This window comes from Streptomyces tyrfis (assembly GCF_037034285.1).
Lineage (GTDB): Bacteria > Actinomycetota > Actinomycetes > Streptomycetales > Streptomycetaceae > Streptomyces.
On the sequence record NZ_JBAGJZ010000049.1, the window covers coordinates 42,649 to 62,537 of the forward strand.

Here is a 19,889-nt window from a genome sequence, read left to right on the forward strand (position 1 = left end):
GGGTCGGGGCGGTGTCGGAGCCCCGGGCGGGGCGGTGTCAGAGGAAGTAGAGGCGGTTGAGGGGGACGGAGTCGGCGGGCTCGGAGCGCAGCGGGTCGCCGTCCAGGGTGACCAGGCCGCTGCGGGCGTCCACGGCGACCTCCCCGGTACGGGAGTTGTGGACGAGGTCGCCGGGTCCGATGCCCCGGGTGCCGCGCACCCCGACGCGGCGGCGCCGGGTCGGCATCCGGTCCGCGTCGAGCTGGGCGGCCGCCTGCGAGACGAAGGCCACCGACAGGTCGGCGGCGGTGGCCCCGTACGCACCGAACTGCGGTCCCAGGACCAGGGGTTCACAGGTGTCGGTGGCGGCGTTCGGGTCGCCGGTGACCCCGTACGCCGGGAAGCCGGCCTTCAGCACCAGCTGCGGCTTCGCGCCGAAGAACTCGGGCCGCCACAGCACGATGTCGGCGAGCTTCCCGGTCTCGATGGAGCCGATCTCGTGCGCGAGGCCGTGGGCGATGGCGGGGTTGACGGTGAGCTTGGCGATGTACCGCAGCACCCGGGCGTTGTCGTCGTGCGGTCCGTCGCCGTCCATCGGGCCGCGCTCGGCCTTCATCTTGCCGGCCATCGCGAAGGTCCGGCGCACCGTCTCGCCGGCCCGGCCCATGCCCTGCGCGTCGGAGGAGGTGATGCCGATGGCGCCCAGGTCGTGGAGCACGTCCTCGGCGCCCATCGTCCCGGCGCGGATGCGGTCCCGGGCCATGGCGGCGTCGCCCGGCAGGTCGGTCTTGAGGTCGTGTACGGAGACGATCATCCCGTAGTGCTCGGCGACGGCGTCCCGGCCGAAGGGCAGCGTCGGGTTGGTGGACGAGCCGATGACGTTCTCGACGCCCGCCATCCGCAGGACGTCGGGCACGTGTCCGCCGCCGCAGCCCTCGATGTGGAAGGCGTGGATGGTGCGGCCTTCGAGGACGCTCAGGGTGTCCTCGACCGACAGGCACTCGTTCAGCCCGTCGCTGTGCAGGGCGACCTGGACGTCGTGCTCCTCGGCCACCCGGAGCGCGGTGTCCAGGGCGCGGGTGTGGGCGCCCATGTCCTCGTGCACCTTGAAGCCGCAGGCGCCGCCCTCGGCCAGCGCCTCGACCAGCGGGGCCGGGTGCGAGGACGAACCGCGGCCCAGGAAGCCGATGTTGACCGGCCAGGCGTCGAAGGCGTTGAAGGCGTGGCGCAGCGCCCAGGGCGAGTTGACGCCGACGCCCCAGACCGGGCCGAACTCCTGGCCGATGATCGTGGTGACGCCGGAGGCCAGCGAAGCTTCCATGATCCGCGGCGAGAGCAGATGGACATGGGTGTCCACGGCGCCCGCCGTGGCGATCAGGCCCTCGCCGGAGACGATGGTGGTGCCCGTGCCGACGACGACGTCCACGCCGTCCAGGGTGTCCGGATTTCCGGCCCGCCCGATCGCGGCGATCCGGCCCTCGCGGATGCCGATCGACACCTTGCGGATGCCCTGCACCGCGTCGATGACCAGCACGTTGCTGATGACGACGTCACAGGTGTCGCGGACGGCCGCGGCCCTCAGATGGAGCCCGTCGCGGGCGGTCTTGCCGAAGCCGGCGAGGAACTCCTCGCCGTACGCCTGGGCGTCGGACTCGACGCGCACGGTCAGCCCGGAGTCCCCGAGCCGGACCAGGTCCCCGGCGCGCGGGCCGTGCACGGAGGCGTACTCGTGTCCGTCGATGCTCATCGGCGCGCCCCTCCTTCGGCGTCCGGTCCGCTCTCCCGTGCGGCGGCCCGCCCGGACTCCCGTACGGCGTCCGGCCCGGCCCCGGCGTCCGGCCCGGCTCCCAGGTATCCGCAGGCGGCCGCCCGCCGCAGGGCCTCCTCGCGGGCGCCTGGCGCGTCGAGCGGGCCGTCGACGAGTCCGGCGAATCCGATGGCGATCCGGTCCCCGCCGATGGGCGCCAGCCCCACCTCGACGCTCTCCCCCGGGCCGAAGCGGACGGAGGAGCCGGCGGGGACGCACAGCCGCATGCCGTACGCGGCCGCGCGGTCGAAGTCGAGCCGCGGGTTGGCCTCGAAGAAGTGGAAGTGCGAGGTCACGGAGACCGGGACGGCCGCGGTGTTGCGGACGGCGATCCGCGCCGCGGGCTCCGGGGCGGGCACGGCGGGGCCGGGGAGGACGGCCCCGGGGGCGTCCGCGCCCAGCCCCTCGCCCAGCGGGCGGGAGACCACGGCGAGCCGCGAGCCGTCGTCGAAGACGGCCTCCACCTGGACCTCGGTGACGACGTCCGCGACACCGGGCAGCACGTCGTCGGGGCCCAGCACCGAGCGCCCCGCCTCGACGGCCTCGGCCAGCCTGCGGCCGTCGCGGGCCGCCTCGCAGACCGTGTCCGCGATCAGCGCGGTCGCCTCGGGGACATTGAGCCTCAGCCCCCGGGCACGGCGGGCCCGGGCCAGCTCGGCGGCGCCGAACAGCAGCAGCCGGTCACGCTCCGTCGGGGTCAGTCGCACGCCCGCACACCTCCAGTTTGAGCAGCACTCCAACTACGAGAACCATGAGAACACAGAAGCCTGACATCTGTCTCCATCATGTTCGAGCAGCACTCAAAACCCGGCGCACACGACAGCGGGCACGACAACGCACACGACAGCGGGCACGACGAAGGCCGCGCCCGGCCAGGAAACCGGACGCGGCCTTCGCGCGTTCGTCAGCCCGGATCACGCCCGCCACAGACGCCACCAGACCCGCAGACCCCGCAGACCCCGGAGCGTCAGGGCGCCATGGCGTCAGGGCGTCAGAACGCCGGGCCGGGCGTCGCAACGTCAGGCGTCAGGAGGACTCGCCGAGCGGGTGCATCCAGCCGTGGGCGTCCTCGACGACGCCGCGCTGGATGTCGAGCAGACGCTCGCGCAGCCTCATGGTGACCTCGCCGGGGCCGCCGTCGCCCTGGGTCCACTCGCCGCTCTCGCACTTGACGGTGCCGACGGGGGTGATGACGGCCGCGGTGCCGCAGGCGAACACCTCGGTGAGGGAGCCGTTCGCGGTGTCCTCGCGCCACTGGTCGATGGAGACCCGGCCCTCCTCGGACATGTAGCCGAGGTCGCGGGCGACCGTGAGCAGCGAGTCGCGGGTGACGCCGGCCAGCAGCGAGCCGGTCAGGGCCGGGGTGACGATCCGGTCCCCGTACACGAAGTACAGGTTCATGCCGCCGAGCTCCTCGACCCACTTGTGCTCGACCGCGTCGAGGTAGGCGACCTGGTCGCAGCCCTTCGCGCTCGCCTCGGCCTGGGCCAGGAGGGAGGCCGCGTAGTTGCCGCCGGTCTTGGCGTCGCCCATGCCGCCGGGGACGGCCCGCACCCGGTTCTCGGAGAGCCAGATGGAGACCGGCTTGACGCCGCCGGGGAAGTACGCGCCGGCCGGCGAGGCGATGACGACGAAGAGGTACTCGTCGGCGGGCTTCACCCCGAGGCCGACCTCGGTCGCGATCATGAACGGGCGCAGGTAGAGCGACTCCTCGCCGCCGTGCGCCGGAACCCACGCCTTGTCCTGCTGGACGAGCACGTCGCACGCCTCGATGAACGTCTCGACGGGCAGCTCCGGCATGGCCAGCCGGTGCGCCGACGCCTGGAACCGCCGGGCGTTCGCCTCGGGACGGAAGGTGGCGACGCTTCCGTCGGGCCGGCGGTACGCCTTGAGGCCCTCGAATATCTCCTGCGCGTAGTGCAGGACGGTGGTCGCGGGGTCGAGGGAGAGCGGACCGTAGGGCACGAGCTGTCCGTCGTGCCAGCCGCGGCCCTCCGTCCACCGGATCGTCACCATGTGATCGGTGAAGTGCCGGCCGAAGCCGGGCCTGGCCAGGATCGCCTCGCGCTCCGCGTCGGAGAGCGGGGTGGAGGTGGGCTTGAGCTCGATCGTGGGCGTCGTCATGGGTTGCGTGTCCTTCACCTGTCGTACGTGTGGGACCGCGCTCGCGCCGCGCCTGCCGGGCAGGTGCCAGGACGTCCGAGCCCGGGCCGGTCGGCACGGGGAGGGCTGGCCCTCCGGGTGACGGTCGGTCCGAACCGCGGGCCCCGGTCCCGTTCGATTATCGCTCCCGGGTGCCCGCGCACGAAATGACGCGATATGCGGTCCAGTGGTCGATGGCACGCCCGGGGCCGCGTATGCGGAAGCCGCCGGGCGCTGTGCGCGACCCGGCGGCTTCGGTACGGAGTCGTCGGGTCAGCTCGCTACGCGTACCGCGAGCGCGTCGCCGATCTGGTCGGTGGTACGCGGCGAACCGCTCTCGCGCTCCGCGAGGTCGGCGGAGACGGCGTCCTCGATGCGCACGGCCTCGGCCTCGTGGCCGAGGTGGCGCAGCAGGAGGGCGACGGAGAGGATCGTGGCCGTCGGGTCGGCCTTGCCCTGGCCCGCGATGTCGGGCGCGGAGCCGTGGACCGGTTCGAACATGGACGGGAACTCGCCCGTGGGGTTGATGTTGCCGGAGGCGGCCAGGCCGATTCCGCCGGTCACGGCGGCGGCGAGGTCGGTGAGGATGTCGCCGAAGAGGTTGTCGGTGACGATGACGTCGAAGCGCTCCGGCTGGGTGACGAAGAAGATCGTCGCGGCGTCGACGTGCAGATAGTCGGTGGTGACCTCGGGGTACTCGGCCGCGACCTTGTCGAAGATGTTCTTCCACATGTGGCCCGCGTACACCAGGACGTTGTTCTTGTGCACCAGCGTCAGCTTCTTGCGCGGCCGGGCGGCGGCGCGCGCGAAGGCGTCACGGACGACGCGCTCGACGCCGTAGGCGGTGTTGACGCTGACCTCCGTGGCGACCTCGTGCTCCGTACCGGTGCGCAGCGAACCGCCGTTGCCGGTGTAGGGGCCCTCGGTGCCCTCGCGGACCACGACGAAGTCGATGTCCGGACGGCCCGCCAGCGGGGTCGCGGTGTTCGGGAACAGCTTCGACGGACGCAGGTTGACGAAGTGGTCGAAGGCGAACCGCAGCTTCAGCAGGAGCCCGCGCTCCAGGACGCCGGACGGCACGGAGGGGTCCCCGATCGCGCCGAGCAGGATGGCGTCGTGTGCCTTGAGGGCCTCCAGCTCCGCATCCGGCAGGGTCTCTCCGGTGCGGTGCCAGCGGCGGGCGCCGAGATCGTATTCCTTGGTCTCCAGCTTCACGTCCTGGGGAAGGACGGCGCCAAGGACCTTGAGGCCCTGGGCCACGACCTCCTGACCGATGCCGTCACCGGGGATCACTGCGAGACTGATGCTGCGAGACATGCCCGCACCCTACTGCTCGTCCCACCCCATGACATCGCACGTCCACCATGCGGACACATGGGAAACTGTACGTGTACCGTTCACCTATCCGACGGTACGTCGTCGGGCGAGCGGTGGATGTTCTCCTCCATGGACATCCCCCGTTTCGGAATCCCCGAACAGCTCGCCTCCCGCATGAGCATGGCCGAGCAGCACGAGTACCTGCGCGCCCGGCTCACCCGGCGCGGCGTGCTCCGGACGAGCGTGGCGACCGCCGCCGTGGCCGGGGCCGGTCTCGGCGCCGCGTCCTCCGCCCACGCCGCGCCGGCCGCGTCCGGCGCGACGGCCGCGACGGCCGCGACGGCCGCGCGCCGCACCTCGACCCGGGTCGACGGTTCGCTCGTCGCCCCGTTCGGGCGGCATCTGGCGTACGGCGCCGATCCGCGCACCCGGATGGCGGTCTCCTGGCAGGTGCCGTTCGCCGTGCGGCGGCCGTTCATCCGGATCGGCCTCAAGCCATGGGCACTGAGCCACCGGATCGACGCCGAGGTCCGCCACCTCACCACGCCCGAGCTGAACGGCGGCAGGATCGCCGCCGCGGAGCAGTTCTATCTGCACGCGAGCCTGGAACAGCTGCGGCCCGGCACCACCTACTACTACGGCGTCGGCCACGACGGCTTCGACCCGGCCGAACCGCAGCACCTGGGCACGCTCGGCACCTTCACCACCGCGCCCTCGCGCGCCGAGCCGTTCACCTTCACCGCCTTCGGCGACCAGGGCGTCAGCTACCACGCGCTCGGCAACGACCAGCTGATCCTCGGTCAGAACCCGGCGTTCCACCTGCACGCGGGCGACATCTGCTACGCCGACCCGTCCGGTTCCGGACGGCCCACCGACACGTACGACGCCCGCACCTGGGACCAGTTCCTGGCGCAGACGGAGACGGTGGCGAAGACCGTGCCGTGGATGGTGACCACCGGCAACCACGACATGGAGGCGTGGTACTCGCCCGACGGCTACGGCGGGCAGAACGCCCGCTGGACGCTGCCCGGCAACGGCCCGGACCCGGTGAGGCAGCCCGGCGCGTACTCGTTCACGCACGGCAACGTGGCGGTCGTCGCGCTCGACGCCAATGACGTCTCGTACGAGATCCCGGCCAACTTCGGGATCAGCGACGGCCGGCAGACCCGCTGGCTGGATCGCCGCCTGGGCGAGCTGCGGGCCCGGCACGACATCGACTTCATCGTGGTCTTCTTCCACCACTGCGCCTTCTCGACGACCAACGCGCACGCCTCGGACGGCGGGGTGCGCGAGGCCTGGGTGCCGCTCTTCGAGAAGCACCGGGTGGACCTGGTCGTCAACGGCCACAACCACGTCTACGAGCGCACCGACGCGATCCTGCGGAACGCGGTCCGCCGCCGGGTGCCGATCGGCGAGCGCACCGACCCGACGCGGGACGGCATCGTGTACGTCACGGCGGGCGGCGCGGGCAAGGCGCTGTACGACTTCCCCGTGCCGGACAGCTACGAGGGGCATGCGGCCGACCGGGAGAGCGTGGACACGTACCACGTGGTCAAGGGCGGCGGGAAGGCGGCCGAGACCGTGGAGTGGTCGCGGGTGCGCTACACGGGCTTCTCGTTCCTGGCCGTCGAGGTGACGCCCGGACGGCACGCGCGGATGAGGGTCACCGCGCTCGCGGAGACCGGCGAGCGCATCGACCACTTCGAGATCGCCCGCGGCTGAACGGCGCGGACGAGCGGCCGCGGCAGTCAGGGCGGCGTCGGGGCCGTCAGGGCTGTCAGGGTCCCGACGAGCGGGCCCCGGGGCGTCCGTGCGACGCCCCGGGGGCGGGTCGCGCCGTGCCGGAGGCGGCGGCCGCGCGACCCGGGAGAGGGGACGGGGGTCAGTGACCCGTGGCGCCGCCGTTGTCCCGGCGGTCCAGGGCCCGCTGGAGAGCCGCGGCGGCGTTCCGGCGCTCGGCGTCGGACGGACGGTGGGCGCGGCGGACGCGGCGGACGGTCGTCTCGGCCATGGTGGATCGACTCCTTGAGATCGCGAGGATTCCGAGATCGAAAAACGCGAACGTGATATCGAGATCGGGATGTCGAGGCGCCGGAAGGGGCGGGGAGTCGGGCGCCGCAGGGGTTGCCTGCGCGGGGCGCGCGCTCACGACCGCCGGTCGCTGGATCGAGCGAGACGTTCGGCTTCTACAAAACTAGGTCAGCCGGCCCGGTCTGTCTCCACAATTACTCGGACTTCCTACTATCTGAGACGGAGAACACGTCCGCCCCCGGGCCCCGGCGCCCGCGCCCGTGCTCCCGTCTCCGCCGCTCGCCCCGCGCCGTCGCCCCGCGCCGCGTCCACCGCTCAGAGCACGTCGCCGTCGCGCCAGTCGAAGACCAGTTCCCCGGTGGCGGCCGGGAGCGCGCCGCCGGCCACGCCCCGGACATAGGTGCTGCCCTCCTCGTCGGGCAGCCGCTCGATTCCGCGCGGCCCCTGGACGGCGATCCGTCCCGGCCACACCCACCAGCCGCGCCCGGCGTACATCCCGGCCCCCTCCTCCGAGGCGGACAGGGCCCCGAAGGCGTACGCCCTGTCCACGACCCCCTCCAACGCGGCCATCACCCGCCCGCCGAGCCCCTCCCGTCGCCGGTCGGCGCGCACCGCCACGGCCTCCACGTAGCCGACCCGGTAGGAGCGGCCCGCGAGGACCACCCGGCGCTGGCCCACGCTGCCGTGGGCCAGCACTCCGCTGTCGTCACGGACGTACGCGTGGACGCCGCCGAGGGTGTGGTCCCAGTCGTCCTCGCTGAACTCGCCCTCGAAGGCGGTCTCCAGGAAGGCCTTGATCTCGTCGAGCTCGGCCGGGGTGAGCTGATGGGTGTGCGCGACGCGCGGGAGCGGGGCGGACTGCTTCGGATCGATCATGCCGCCAGCCTGCCACGGCGGAGGGCTCCGGCGGCCCCGGCCGTCGCGCCACGGCCGGACTCCGGCCCGTCCCTGACCGGAATCAGGCCCTTCCCCGACCGGAATCAGGCCGGAATCAAGCCGGTCTTCGACCGTCTCCGGACGGACGGTGACCGAGGCCCGGGCCCGATCTGTCCGACGGCACCCTGGTACGGACCGCCGCCGCCCGCCAGACTGCCGACATGCCCGAGACCACAGCCCTGACGCCGCGCTGGACCCCCGTCCATGGCGCGCCCTACCGTCCCGTCCCCTACCGGCCCGAGCGGATGTCCGCCGAGGAGTCCCGCTCCCGGGCCGCGGAGCTGAGGGGGCGGATGAACGAACGCCGGACCGTGCGCCGGTTCTCGCCGGACCCGGTGCCCGAGCAGGTCGTGCGGGACGCGATCGCCTGCGCCGCCACCGCCCCCTCCGGCGCCCACCAGCAGCCCTGGACGTTCGTCCTGGTCAAGGACCCCGAGGTGCGTCGGCGCATCCGGGAGGCGGCCGAGAACGAGGAGCGGATCAGCTACGACGGCAGGCTCGGCGAGGAGTGGCTGACGGCGCTGCGCCCGCTGGGCACGGACGCCGTGAAGGCCCATATGACGGACGCCCCGGCCCTGGTCGTGGTGTTCCAGCAGCGGTACTGGCTGGGCGAGGACGGCACTCGGCGCAAGCACTACTACGTCGACGAGTCCGTCGGGATCGCGGTCGGCATGCTGCTCTCCGCCCTGCATCTGTCCGGTCTGGCCGCGCTGGTCCACACCCCGAGCCCGATGCGGTTCCTGGGCGAGGTGCTGGGCCGGCCGGAGAACGAGAAGGCGTTCGCGGTGATCCCGGTCGGCTATCCGGCCGACGACTGCGAGGTGCCCGACCTGGTCCGCAAGTCGCTGGACCAGGTGCTCGTGGAGGTCTGAGCCCGCCGCCCCCGCGACGCACGCCGGGCCCCGCGACGCACGCACGCCGGGCCGCGCGACGCACGCCGGGCCCCGCGCGATGGAAACCGCCTCCCGGCCGGCAGGGGAACCGGGCGGGAGGCGGCAGTGTGTGGCGGGGCGCCGGTGGGGCGGCGCCCCGCCAGGGCGTCAGCCCTGGTGGGGGTAGGTGTACTCGGTCGGCGGAACCAGCGTCTCCTTGATGGCCCGGGTCAGGGTCCAGCGCTGCAGGTTCTGCGGGGCGCCCGCCTTGTCGTTGGTGCCCGAGGCACGGCCGCCGCCGAAGGGCTGCTGGCCGACGACGGCGCCGGTCGACTTGTCGTTGATGTAGAAGTTGCCCGCGGCGTACCGCAGCTTCTCCATCGTGTACGCGGCCGCGGTGCGGTCGTTCGCGATGACGGAACCGGTCAGCGCGTAGTCGGAGACCGACTCCATCTGCTCCAGCATCGCGTCGTACTGGTCGTCCTCGTAGACGTGCACGGCGAGGATCGGGCCGAAGTACTCGGTCGTGAAGACCTCGTTCTCGGGGTCGGTGCACTCGATGACGGTCGGGCGGACGAAGTAGCCCACCGAGTCGTCGTACGTGCCGCCCGCGATGATCGTGCAGGACGGGTCGGCCGCGGCACGGTCGATGGCCGCCTTGTTCTTGGCGAACGCGCGCTCGTCGATGACGGCGCCGATGAAGTTCGACAGGTCGGTGACGTCGCCCATGGTGATGGAGTCGACCTCGGCGGCGAACTTCTCCTTGAAACCGGAGTTCCAGATGGAGGCGGGGATGTACGCGCGGGAGGAGGCCGAGCACTTCTGGCCCTGGAACTCGAAGGAGCCCCGGGTCAGCGCGGTCTTCAGGACGGCGTGGTCGGCCGACGGGTGGGCGACGACGAAGTCCTTGCCGCCGGTCTCGCCGACCAGCCGCGGGTAGGTGCGGTAGGTGGCGATGTTGGTGCCGACCGTCTTCCACAGGTGCTGGAAGGTGGGGGTCGAGCCGGTGAAGTGGATGCCGGCCAGGTCGCGGTGGTTCAGGGCCACCTCGGAGACGGCGAGGCCGTCGCCGGTGACCAGGTTGATGACGCCCTTGGGCAGGCCCGCCTCCTCCAGGAGCTGCATCAGCAGCACGGCGGCGTGGGTCTGCGTCGGGGACGGCTTCCACACCACGACGTTGCCCATGAGGGCGGGGGCGGTGGGCAGGTTGCCCGCGATGGCCGTGAAATTGAACGGCGTGATCGCGTAGACGAAGCCCTCCAGCGGACGGTGGTCCATGCGGTTCCACACGCCCGGGGAGTTGGCCGGGGGCTGCTCGGCGAGGATCTGGCGCGCGTAGTGCACGTTGAAGCGCCAGAAGTCGACGAGCTCGCAGGGGGTGTCGATCTCGGCCTGCTGGGCCGTCTTGGACTGGCCGAGCATCGTGGAGGCGGCCATCGTCTCGCGCCAGGGGCCGGCGAGCAGCTCGGCGGCGCGCAGGATGATCGCGGCGCGGTCGTCGAAGGAGGTCGCGCGCCAGGCCGGGGCGGCGGCCAGCGCGGCGTCGACGGCGTCCCGGGCGTCCTGCTCCGTGGCGTTGGCGTAGGTGCCGATGACGGCCTTGTGGTTGTGGGGCTGCACGACGTCGAAGCGCTCGCCGCCACCCATCCGCTTCTCGCCGCCGATCGTCATCGGAAGCTCGATCGGGTTCTGGCTCAGCTCCTTGAGCTTCGCCTCCAGGCGGGCGCGCTCCGGGGAGCCCGGGGCGTAGGTGTGGACCGGCTCGTTGACCGGCGCGGGGACCTGAGTCACAGCGTCCATGAGTGCCTTGTCTCCTCGTGTCGGGGGTCGGTGTCGGGGGTCGGCCGGGCGGGTCAGCCCTTGGTGAGGATGGAGCGGCCGAAGAACAGCAGGTTCGCCGGCTTCTCCGCGAGACGGCGCATGAAGTAGCCGTACCAGTCCGTTCCGTACGCGGTGTACACGCGCATGCGGTGGCCCTCGGAGGCCAGCCGGATGTGCTCGTCGCTGCGGATGCCGTAGAGCATCTGGAACTCGTACTCGTCCATTTTGCGCCCCGCCTTGCGGCCCAGCTCCTGGGCGATGGCGATCAGCCGGGGGTCGTGCGACCCGATCATCGGGTAGCCCTCGCCCTCCATCAGCGTCTTCAGGACGCGGACGTACGCCTTGTCGATCTCGGCCTTGTCCTGGTACGCGACGGAGGCGGGCTCCTTGTACGCGCCCTTCACGAGGCGGACGCGGCTGCCGGCGGCGGCGAGGCGGCGGGCGTCCTCCTCGGTGCGGAACAGGTACGCCTGGATCACGCAGCCGGTCTGCGGGAAGTCCTTCCGCAGCTCCTCGTGGATGGCGAACATCGAGTCGAGGGTGGTGTGGTCCTCGGCGTCCAGGGTGACGGTGGTGCCGATCGCGGCGGCGGCCTCGACGACCGGGCGGACGTTGGCGAGCGCCAGCTCGTGCCCGTCGTCCAGGGACTGGCCGAACATGGACAGCTTGACGGACATCTCGGCCCGGGCGCCCAGGTCGAGGTCCTTGAGGCGGTCGATCAGCTCCAGGTAGGCGTCGCGGGCGGCGGCGGCCTGCTCCGGGGTGGTGATGTCCTCGCCCACCACGTCGAGGGTGACTTCGAGGCCCTTGTCGGCGGCGTCCTTGATGATCGGGACGACCTGGTCGACGGTCTCGCCGGCGATGAACCGGTCGACGACCTGCTTCGTGCCGGGCGCGGCCGATATGAAACGGCGCATCTTGTCGCTGCGGGACGCGGCGAGGATCACGGGACCCAGCACGGGGCACCTCCACGGAAAGTGTCGGACGAGGGCCGTACCGGGGCGGGGGGAACGCGGCGGCACAGCACGGATAACCACTGTGAAATCTAGGGAGCTCCCCGGGTCCGGGCCATCGACAGCTGTCACGCATCCGTTGCCCGGATCTCAGACATATGTCTGAAGGAATGCGAGAATGGCGTGGTGAAGGGCGATTACCAGGAGCTGGTGGACGAGATCTCGGGGCTGCTCGGCGCCCCCGCGACGCTGGAGAACCGCGATTTCGGCCTGGTCGCCTTCGGGGCCCATGACAGCGACGACGACACCGCGATGGACCCGGTCCGCACCCGCTCGATCCTGACCAGGCGCTCCACCCCCGCCGTCCGCGCCTGGTTCGAGGGCTTCGGGATCACCCGCGCCACCGGCCCGGTCCGCATCCCGGCCGCCCCGGAGGCCGGGGTGTTCCGCGGCCGGATCTGTCTGCCGGTACGCCATCGGGGGGTGGTGCTCGGGTACGTGTGGCTGCTGGACGCGGATCCCGCGCCGACCGAGGAGCGGCTGGACGCGGCGATGGAGGTGGCCGCCCGGATCGGGGTGCTGCTCTCCGAGGAGGCGCGGGCCGGCACGGACCTGTCCCGGGAGTTCGGCGCGGTCCTCACCGCCGCCCGGGGCTGGCAGCGGGACATGGCGGTGGCCGCGCTGCGCGAGTCGCTGGGCCAGGACGCCGACGGGACGCACACGGTGGTGTGCGTCTCGCCGTGGCCGGACGAACCGCCGTCGGTGCGCACGGTGCCCTCGGCGGCGGCGCTCTCCTCGGTCGCGGCCCCCGGCCCGGCCGGTCCGCCCTCGCTGGCGGCGCTGATCCGGCTCCGTTCCACCGATGCCCCCGGTCCCGCGCTCACCGCGGCCCAGCGGCTCCGCTCCGCGGCCGGGCGGGGCGCCACCGCCGGGGTCGCGGCGGCCCGCCGGGGCCTGGCGGACCTGGCGGCGGCCTGGCACGAGGCGTCGGCGGCGGCCCGCGCGGCGGCGGCCGAGACCCGCTTCGGCCCGGTCGCCGAGTGGTCGGCGATCGGCCCGTACCGGCTGCTGACCGCGCTCCCCGCCGAGTCGGCGGCCGATCCCGCGGTCCGCGCCCTGCTCGCCCCCGCGCACGCGGAACTGGCTCGCACGGCCGAGGTGTTCCTCGACTGCGCGGGCCAGGCGTCGCGGACGGCCGCCGCGCTCGGCGTGCACCGTCAGACGCTGTACTACCGCCTCTCCCGGGTCCAGCAGCTCACCGGCCTCGACCTCAACGACGGCGAGGACCGGCTGCTGCTGCACATGGCGCTCAAAGGCGCCCGGCTCTGAACCCGTCGCGGGACGCGGAGCCCGCCGGGTGCCGCGTCACGATGCGGGGGCGGCGGGCTCGTCGGGACGGTGCCGGGGCGGCCGACGGGCGGCGGCGGGCCGGGCGGCAGGCGGGCGCCGTCCGCGCGGTCCCGGCTCGTTCGCCTCGGCGCCCGGTGCTCAGCGCTCGTCCGGAACGGTGACCGGGCGGGCGGCGACGAGGGCCGCCAGCACCAGCGGCGCGTCGCCGTCGCTGTGTCCGACGCTCACCCCGACCCAGCGGCCCGCGTCGCCCACCGGGCCCCAGACGGTCAGGTCGCCGTAGAGGTCCTGGGAGAACAGCGCCTCGAACAGCGGCTCCACGGCGTCGCCCCGCTGTCGGCGGAGCAGGGGAACGTGCAGGGGCACCGGGCGGTGCGGTCCCCAGCGGCGGTCCAGCTCCCCGGCGAGGGCGGCGAGATGGGCCTCGGCCGCGTCCGTCGCGTCGTTCCACTCGGGGGCGTACACCCCGGTCAGCGGATCGCCCTCCCAGAGCGGGACGACGCGGAAGCCGTCGCCGCCGGTCGCCGTCCACTCCCCCGTCTCCGGGTCGCCCTCGGCGGCCGTGGGGCCGCCCGTCGGCAGCGGCCCCGCCAGCAGGGCGTCGACGTCGGCCAGCGCGCGGGCCAGGTCGAAGGGCTCCCCGGCGCGGGCGCTCACAGGACCGGCCGGTCCATCGGGCGGGGCAGCGGCTCCAGCGCCCCGGCGTCGCGGAGCCGTTCATAGGCCGCCACCACGTCCGCGCTCGCGCCCGCCTCCGCGAGGCGCAGCAGCACGCCGCCGCCGGGCAGTTCCTCGCGGGCCGCCCCCAGTCCGTCCGGAACGAGGGCGGCGCGCCCCGGGGAGAGGTATCCGGCCCGGCCCACCACGGGGTCCCCGACGGAGTAGCCGGCGTCGTCCTCCAGCGCGTCGAGCACGTCGTCGTCGCTCACGTCCCCGAAGTCCGGCTCCCACGCCCGGGCGAGGACGGCGAGGAGCTCCGCCTCCGGGACGTCCGCCCCGTCCGGCGTGTGCAGCGTCACCACCAGCGACTGGAGCAGGAACTCCGGGGCGCCCCCGGCCAGTCCGCTGATCTCGGTCCGCCAGCCGGGCGCGCCCGCCCGGTGCAGCCGCAGCGCGGTGCCCGTGAGGTCGGACCAGTCCTCGGCCGCCTGCGCCACGCGCAGGGCGCCGAGCAGCGCCCCCTCGTCCGCGGGCAGTTCGGTCTCGGGGCCCGTTCCGTGCACCTGGCGCCACGGGCCCGCCCCGGCGGCGTCCGGGGAAGCGGCCCCGGGGAGCAGCTCGGCGATCCCGTCCAGTGTCCGCTTCCAGCGTCCGGCGAGCGCCTCGGCCGGTTCCGGCCGGGGTCCCCAGAAGGCCCGCACTACACGTCGCATGCACTTTCCTCCGTCGAGCTTCGTCCCTCGGGCAGGGCGGTCCGGCCCGGTGGGACGCGGCCGGACCGCCGTCGCGTGCAGGCTACTCGTCGAAGGCCCCCGGTTTCCTGGTGCTGTCGTTCGGCTTCGGCTTGGTGTGGACGACCTTGATCGGCAGGCCCTCGTCCCGGAACGCCTGGCGCGCCGCCTTCGCCACATCCGGGTCGGAGAAGTGCCACTCCACGGCCCGGCCGCCGGACGCCTCGACCTGGGCCCGCGCCTCGGCGACGAACTTGTCCTTGCCGGACTTGGTGAGCTTCCCCGGCTCGGTCTGGGACAGGTAGCTCTGGTAGCCGTTCTTGGCCTCCAGGAACGTCTGCCTGCCGGAGTCCCAGCCGTCGTACTCCACGGCCGGCTTGCCCTCCTTGGGGTGCGGGACCACGTACTCCTGGCCCCGGTTGGTGCCGGTGATCTGTTCCTGGTAGCGCAGCCAGGACTCGTTCTTCCAGTTGGGGGCCGGGTTGCGGTCGCGACTGGCCCAGTAGCCGTCGCCCAGGTCCGCGTCGCCGAGCTTGTGGTCCTTGAGGTCCTTCGCCCAGGACGGCGCGTTGTAGTTGCGCGGGTCGGAGGTGTCGTTGCGGGCCGGCTCCGGGTACTTCTTCTTGTCCAGCTCGGCCTTGCGGGCGCGCTCCGGCTCCTCCAGGCGCTTCTGCTCCAGATGGGCGGCCCGCTCCTCGGCGCGCGCCTTCTGGGCCGCGGCCTTGGCCGCCTCGTCGCAGCCGCCGTCCGCGAGGACGATCCGGCCGGCCGGGCCGGAGGCCAGGATCCCGGTCCCGGAGCCGGGGACGCCCAGGCCTCCGCCGTAGCGGGCCGGGGCCGGGCCGGACGCGATGACGCAGCCCGTCCGGCGGGCGGCGTCCTCCGCCGCGTCGGCCGCGTCGTCGGCCTCCTTGGCGGCCTTGCGCACCCCGTCGAGGTCGCCGAGTTCGGCGGCCTTGCGGGCGCGGCGGGCCGCGCCTCCCGCGTCGTCGGCGGCCTTCGCCACCTTCTCCGCGAGCTTGCCCAGCTTGCCGAGTTCGCCGACCTTGCCGACGACCTTCGCGACGTCGTAGCCGGGGATGAACAGGGAGCCGACGTTCCAGACCACGTCGGTGACGGCCCGGGTCTTCTCCCCGTTGTTCCAGCGGTCGCGGACCTCGTCGCCGACGAAGACGTCGTCACCGACCTCGACGACGGTGCCGACCGACGCCTTGCCCCAGTCCCAGAGCGCCCCGAGGTAGTCGCCCTTGTCCCACTTGTCGCCGGCGTCCTTGGAGTCCTGCAGCCACTTGTCGCCGAGCTGCTTGCCGTAGTCCGCGATGCCGGACCAGGTCTCGGGCTTGAAGAGGTCGACGATCCCGGTGATGTCGCCCCAGACGCCGTCGACCGCCAGGCCCTTGACGACCTGGGTGGTGCGGTCCCAGGCGCAGCCGAAGAAGCCCCAGCCGCCGCAGTCCTCCTCGTCGGACTTCCCGCCGCCGTCGTTCTTCCCGCCGCCGTCCTCGTCGGGGGCGGGCGTGTCGTAGGCGGCCTCGGGCTCGTCGCCGTCCTCGGGGTACGTGTCCACGCCGCTGCCCGGACGGCCGTCGTCGGGCCCGCCGGTGCCGCCGCTGCCCCCGGTGGATCCGCCGGTGGCGTCCCCGCCGGTCGTGTCGCCGCCGGTGGTGGCGCCGGACGGGCCTCCGTCGCCGGTGGAGCCGTCCGCGCCGCCGGTGGAGCCGGAGGAGCCGGTGCCTCCGGTGACCGTCGCACCGCCGTCCGTGCCCGCGGCGGCCCCGCCGTCGGCGCCCGCGTCCGCTCCCCCGTTCGCCGCGCCGCCGTCCTGGCCGTGACCGGCCTCGACCCGGCCCGGGCCGTCCCCGGACGCCGGGCAGGAATAGCCGCTCAGCGAACAGATCGCGGCCTGGAGCTCGGCGGTGATCCGGCCGCCCAGACCGCTCAGCGCCATGGCCGCGATCAGCGCGACCACGATCAGCACCAGGCCCAGGTACTCCAGGGCCGACTGCCCCCGGTCCCGGCGCCAGGTGATCATGCGCGCGAGCGAGAAGCGGTGCCTCGGGCGGCCCTCCCCGGCGGGCTTCGCGCCCCGTTCCGCGGGAGGCAGCAGGAACCACGACCGGCTCTGCGACCGGGTGAGCAGGACCAGGGCGAGCGCCGGCAGCAGCAGTTGGGTGAAGCCGTGCGCCGATCCGTCGCCGACGTTGGCGACGCCGCCGAGGACCAGCCACACCTGGACGGCGACCAGTCCCCACCAGACCCGTCTGCCGCCGGTCCGCACATGGCGGGCCAGCAGCAGGCCCAGCACACCGGGCGCGGCCGCGTACAGCAGGATGCCGAGGACCCGGGCCCCCATCGCGTCCACCGCGAGCGCCGAACCGGACAGCCCGATCCCGCCCAGGACGGTCGCCCCGAACAGGACGAGGAGCAGCACCCGCAGCAGGCCCAGCGGACGCGGCAGCTCGCGCCGCCCCGCGCCCGCCGGCGCCGGCCCCCCGGGCATCGGCATGCCACCGACAACAGACATACGTGCCCCCCGACCCCCGATGTCAGCAAGTCACACGACAGGCATTCACCGTAGGGGCGCGGGCCCGCACGCGTCATGGGTCTCAGGACCCAACGCGGGGCCCACCCCGGGGCGCTGACGTCCCGTCGGCCTCCGGCCGGGGGCCGTCGCCGCCGCGGAACCGGCGCGGGACCGCCGTTACGAGACCCGTCCTTCGAGCACCGCCTTCAGCCCGTCCGTCAGGTCCTGTGCGGAGGGCGCCGAATCACTGTCCATCAGCCACTGCACCATCACGCCCGCGAGCAGGGCCTGGCAGAACAGCCCGGCCACCCGGGCCTTCTCGGGGTCCTTCTCCGCGTCGATGCCGAGCATGTTCTCGGCCAGCCCGTCGCGCCCCGCGCGCTGCGGGTCGATCAGCGCCTTCCGCAGCTCCGGGTCCTGGTCGATCCGGGAGACGACCTCCATCTGGAGCTGCCAGACCGAACGGGTCCGCTCATAGCTGTCGATCACCCGTTCCCAGGTGTCGCGGAACTGGTCCAGCGGCGGCCGGGCCGCCTCCTCCGCCGCCTCCTCGCCCCGCCGCTCGGTGAGCACATCGCCCCACTCCTCCGTCAGCCGGAGGAAGGCGAGATTGAGCAGGGCCTCCTTGGAGCCGTAGTGGTAGCCGATCGAAGCGAGGTTCGTGCCGGAGGCGGCCACGATGTCGCGTGCCGTCGTCCGTGCGTACCCCTTCTCCAGCAGGCAGCGCTTGGCGCCTTCGAGCAGATCCTCACGGTGTCCCATGGAGGCAGCGTACCGGCATACAGACATTTGTGTAAGACGTATGTCTAAGGGCTGTCCCGTCGCCCCGACGGGGACTGCGGGACAGCCCTCGGGCCGTCGACCGGGCGGGGGCCGCGGGGACGCGCGGCCGTCAGTCGGTGAGGTTCACCGTACGGGCCGAGGTGGCCCCGATCTCCGTGGAGATCTCGGCGAGCACCGACGCGGGGACGTCGTCGTCGACGGTGAGGACGACCAGCGCCTCGCCGCCCGCGCCCGTCCGCGAGACCTGCATGCCCGCGATGTTCAGACCGGCCTCGCCGAGGATCCGGCCGACCGTGCCGACGACGCCGGGGCGGTCCTCGTAGCGCAGCACCAGCATGTGGTCGGCCAGCGCCAGGTCCACGTCGTACTCGCCTACGGCGACGATCTTCTGGAGGTGCTTGGGGCCGGCCAGCGTGCCGGAGACCGCGACCTCCTCGCCGCCCGAGAGGGTGCCCCGGACCGTCACCAGGTTGCGGTGGTCCGGCGACTCGGAGCTGGTCGTGAGGCGGACCTCGACGCCGCGCTCCTGCGCGAAGAGCGGGGCGTTCACATAGGACACGGTCTCGTCGACGACGTCCTCGAACACGCCCTTGAGCGCGGAGAGTTCGAGAACCTTGACGTCGTGCTGGGTGATCTCGCCGTACACCTCGACGTCGAGCCGGACCGCGACCTCGCCCGCGAGGGCGGTGAAGATCCGGCCGAGCTTCTCCGCGAGCGGCAGGCCCGGCCGCACGTCCTGGGCGATCACACCGCCCTGGACGTTGACCGCGTCCGGCACCAGCTCACCGGCGAGGGCCAGGCGCACGGACTTGGCGACCGCGATGCCCGCCTTCTCCTGGGCCTCGTCGGTGGAGGCGCCCAGGTGCGGGGTGCAGACGACCTGGTCGAACTCGAACAGCGGGGAGTCCGTGCACGGCTCCGACGCGTACACGTCGAGACCGGCGCCCGCGACCCGGCCCTCCTTGAGGGCGGAGGCCAGCGCAGCCTCGTCCACGATGCCGCCGCGCGCGGCGTTGACGATGCGCACGGTGGGCTTCACCTTGTGCAGCGCCTCGTTGCCGATCAGGCCGATCGTCTCGGGGGTCTTGGGCAGGTGCACGGTGATGAAGTCGGCGACCTCCAGCAGCTCGTCCAGCGAGAGGAGTTTGACGCCCATCTGGGCGGCGCGCGCGGGCTGCACATAGGGGTCGTACGCGACGATCTTCATGCCGAAGGCCGACATGCGCTGGGCCACCAGGACGCCGATGCGGCCGAGGCCGACCACGCCGAGGGTCTTCTCGCTGAGCTCGACGCCGGTGTACTTGGAACGCTTCCACTCGCCGTTCTTGAGCGCGGAGTTGGCCTGCGGGATGTTGCGCGCGGTGGCGATCAGCAGACCGCAGGCCAGCTCGGCGGCGGTGACGATGTTGGAGGTCGGCGCGTTGACCACCATCACACCGGCCTTGGTGGCGGCGGAGACGTCGACGTTGTCGAGGCCGACGCCCGCCCGGGCCACGACCTTCAGCTTCGTCGCGGCGGCGACGGCCTCGGCGTCGATCTTGGTGGCGGAGCGCACCAGGATGGCGTCGACGTCGGCGATCGCGGGGAGGAGCTCGGCGCGGTCCGCGCCGTTGCAGTGCCGGATGTCGAAATCCGGGCCCAGGGCGTCCACCGTGGCGGGCGACAGCTCTTCAGCGATGAGTACGACGGGTTTCGAGCTCACGTGAGTCCTCACAAGTCCAGTGCGGACGGCCGTCCCGACGGCCGCAGGCGGTGGAGGGGCATGCCGCGTGGAAGACGCACGACACTGTGGGCCTGACGCGTGTATGTGTGGAGAAGTGTAGTCATGCGCCGGGGTGCTCACTGCGCCCGGCTGGAAGGATCACCCACACGGAGTGGACACCTTGTACACACGTACGGCGCCGCCTCTTCCGGCGGTGAAAACGGCGAGGGCGGGCCGGTCCTCCGGCCCGCCCCCGGGGCGTGTTACGCGTCCTCGTCGTC

The 19,889-nt window shown here is 73.0% G+C and carries 16 protein-coding genes; 3 read left to right on the forward strand and 13 right to left on the reverse strand.

Going from position 1 to position 19,889, the window contains the following annotated elements:
* Positions 1–37: 37 nt before the first annotated feature.
* The 4 genes from WA762_RS29130 to WA762_RS29145 form a co-directional block, all read right to left on the reverse strand.
* On the reverse strand, positions 38–1,726 hold the full coding sequence (locus WA762_RS29130; RefSeq protein WP_335939547.1) for an urease subunit alpha: 1,689 nt from the start codon (positions 1,724–1,726) through the stop codon (positions 38–40).
* Positions 1,723–2,493, reverse strand: a complete 771-nt coding sequence (ureA, locus tag WA762_RS29135; protein WP_335939548.1) for an urease subunit gamma — start codon at positions 2,491–2,493, stop codon at positions 1,723–1,725. The genes WA762_RS29130 and ureA overlap by 4 nt, the downstream gene beginning before the upstream one ends.
* Positions 2,494–2,812: 319 nt before the next feature.
* Complete coding sequence (locus WA762_RS29140) at positions 2,813–3,910, reverse strand: branched-chain amino acid aminotransferase (protein ID WP_335939550.1); 1,098 nt, start codon at positions 3,908–3,910, stop codon at positions 2,813–2,815.
* Between the two features lie 291 nt (positions 3,911–4,201).
* Positions 4,202–5,245 carry a 3-isopropylmalate dehydrogenase gene (locus WA762_RS29145; protein ID WP_335939552.1) on the reverse strand — a complete coding sequence of 348 codons (1,044 nt, stop codon included), beginning with the start codon at positions 5,243–5,245 and terminating at the stop codon, positions 4,202–4,204.
* Between the two features lie 129 nt (positions 5,246–5,374).
* Between WA762_RS29145 and WA762_RS29150 the strand changes: the two genes are divergently transcribed.
* Positions 5,375–6,967, forward strand: coding sequence for a purple acid phosphatase family protein (locus WA762_RS29150; RefSeq protein ID WP_335939553.1), 1,593 nt, complete (start codon positions 5,375–5,377; stop codon positions 6,965–6,967).
* A 160-nt stretch (positions 6,968–7,127) separates the two neighbouring features.
* Here WA762_RS29150 and WA762_RS29155 read toward each other — a convergent pair whose 3' ends face one another.
* Positions 7,128–7,256, reverse strand: coding sequence for a hypothetical protein (locus WA762_RS29155; protein WP_335939555.1), 129 nt, complete (start codon positions 7,254–7,256; stop codon positions 7,128–7,130).
* 335 nt (positions 7,257–7,591) lie between these two features.
* Entirely contained in the window at positions 7,592–8,152 is a 561-nt protein-coding gene (locus WA762_RS29160; protein ID WP_335939557.1) for a GNAT family N-acetyltransferase, read from the reverse strand.
* Positions 8,153–8,373: 221 nt separating this feature from the next.
* On the opposite strand from WA762_RS29160, the gene WA762_RS29165 reads away from it, so the two are divergent.
* The gene (locus tag WA762_RS29165; RefSeq protein WP_335939559.1) at positions 8,374–9,084 is read left to right on the forward strand and encodes a nitroreductase family protein; all 711 of its coding nucleotides are present in this window, start codon (positions 8,374–8,376) and stop codon (positions 9,082–9,084) included.
* Between the two features lie 168 nt (positions 9,085–9,252).
* On the opposite strand, the gene pruA is transcribed toward WA762_RS29165, so the two are convergent.
* Positions 9,253–10,884, reverse strand: coding sequence for an L-glutamate gamma-semialdehyde dehydrogenase (pruA, locus tag WA762_RS29170; RefSeq protein WP_335939561.1), 1,632 nt, complete (start codon positions 10,882–10,884; stop codon positions 9,253–9,255).
* A gap of 53 nt (positions 10,885–10,937) precedes the next feature.
* Positions 10,938–11,864, reverse strand: a complete 927-nt coding sequence (locus WA762_RS29175; RefSeq protein ID WP_335939563.1) for a proline dehydrogenase family protein — start codon at positions 11,862–11,864, stop codon at positions 10,938–10,940.
* A 180-nt stretch (positions 11,865–12,044) separates the two neighbouring features.
* On the opposite strand from WA762_RS29175, the gene WA762_RS29180 reads away from it, so the two are divergent.
* Positions 12,045–13,187, forward strand: a complete 1,143-nt coding sequence (locus tag WA762_RS29180; RefSeq protein WP_335939582.1) for a PucR family transcriptional regulator — start codon at positions 12,045–12,047, stop codon at positions 13,185–13,187.
* Between the two features lie 159 nt (positions 13,188–13,346).
* Here the strand turns inward: WA762_RS29180 and WA762_RS29185 are convergent, their stop codons facing one another.
* From WA762_RS29185 to serA, 5 genes are all read right to left on the reverse strand, one after another.
* Entirely contained in the window at positions 13,347–13,865 is a 519-nt protein-coding gene (locus WA762_RS29185; protein WP_335939565.1) for a hypothetical protein, read from the reverse strand.
* Positions 13,862–14,581, reverse strand: a complete 720-nt coding sequence (locus WA762_RS29190) for a hypothetical protein (protein ID WP_335939567.1) — start codon at positions 14,579–14,581, stop codon at positions 13,862–13,864. The genes WA762_RS29185 and WA762_RS29190 overlap by 4 nt, the downstream gene beginning before the upstream one ends.
* A gap of 82 nt (positions 14,582–14,663) precedes the next feature.
* Positions 14,664–17,123 (reverse strand): Tox-REase-5 domain-containing protein, encoded by a 2,460-nt coding sequence (locus tag WA762_RS29195; protein ID WP_335939569.1) that lies wholly within the window; start codon positions 17,121–17,123, stop codon positions 14,664–14,666.
* A gap of 177 nt (positions 17,124–17,300) precedes the next feature.
* Positions 17,301–17,885 carry a TetR/AcrR family transcriptional regulator gene (locus tag WA762_RS29200; RefSeq protein ID WP_335939571.1) on the reverse strand — a complete coding sequence of 195 codons (585 nt, stop codon included), beginning with the start codon at positions 17,883–17,885 and terminating at the stop codon, positions 17,301–17,303.
* Positions 17,886–18,015: 130 nt separating this feature from the next.
* A complete protein-coding gene (serA, locus tag WA762_RS29205; RefSeq protein WP_335939573.1) occupies positions 18,016–19,608 on the reverse strand; it encodes a phosphoglycerate dehydrogenase in 1,593 nt (530 codons plus the stop codon).
* Between the last annotated feature and the right edge of the window lie 281 nt (positions 19,609–19,889).

What these genes read in the sequence shown, in the direction of transcription:
- WA762_RS29145 (WP_335939552.1), bottom strand. Translation starts at nt 5,245, where the DNA reads ATGTCTCGCAGCATCAGTCTCGCAGTGATCCCCGGTGACGGCATCGGT.
- WA762_RS29190 (WP_335939567.1), bottom strand. Translation starts at nt 14,581, where the DNA reads ATGCGACGTGTAGTGCGGGCCTTCTGGGGACCCCGGCCGGAACCGGCC.
- WA762_RS29140 (WP_335939550.1), bottom strand. Translation starts at nt 3,910, where the DNA reads ATGACGACGCCCACGATCGAGCTCAAGCCCACCTCCACCCCGCTCTCC.
- WA762_RS29160 (WP_335939557.1), bottom strand. Translation starts at nt 8,152, where the DNA reads ATGATCGATCCGAAGCAGTCCGCCCCGCTCCCGCGCGTCGCGCACACC.
- WA762_RS29165 (WP_335939559.1), top strand. Translation starts at nt 8,374, where the DNA reads ATGCCCGAGACCACAGCCCTGACGCCGCGCTGGACCCCCGTCCATGGC.
- WA762_RS29200 (WP_335939571.1), bottom strand. Translation starts at nt 17,885, where the DNA reads ATGGGACACCGTGAGGATCTGCTCGAAGGCGCCAAGCGCTGCCTGCTG.
- WA762_RS29150 (WP_335939553.1), top strand. Translation starts at nt 5,375, where the DNA reads ATGGACATCCCCCGTTTCGGAATCCCCGAACAGCTCGCCTCCCGCATG.
- pruA (WP_335939561.1), bottom strand. Translation starts at nt 10,884, where the DNA reads ATGGACGCTGTGACTCAGGTCCCCGCGCCGGTCAACGAGCCGGTCCAC.
- WA762_RS29195 (WP_335939569.1), bottom strand. Translation starts at nt 17,123, where the DNA reads ATGTCTGTTGTCGGTGGCATGCCGATGCCCGGGGGGCCGGCGCCGGCG.
- WA762_RS29155 (WP_335939555.1), bottom strand. Translation starts at nt 7,256, where the DNA reads ATGGCCGAGACGACCGTCCGCCGCGTCCGCCGCGCCCACCGTCCGTCC.
- WA762_RS29130 (WP_335939547.1), bottom strand. Translation starts at nt 1,726, where the DNA reads ATGAGCATCGACGGACACGAGTACGCCTCCGTGCACGGCCCGCGCGCC.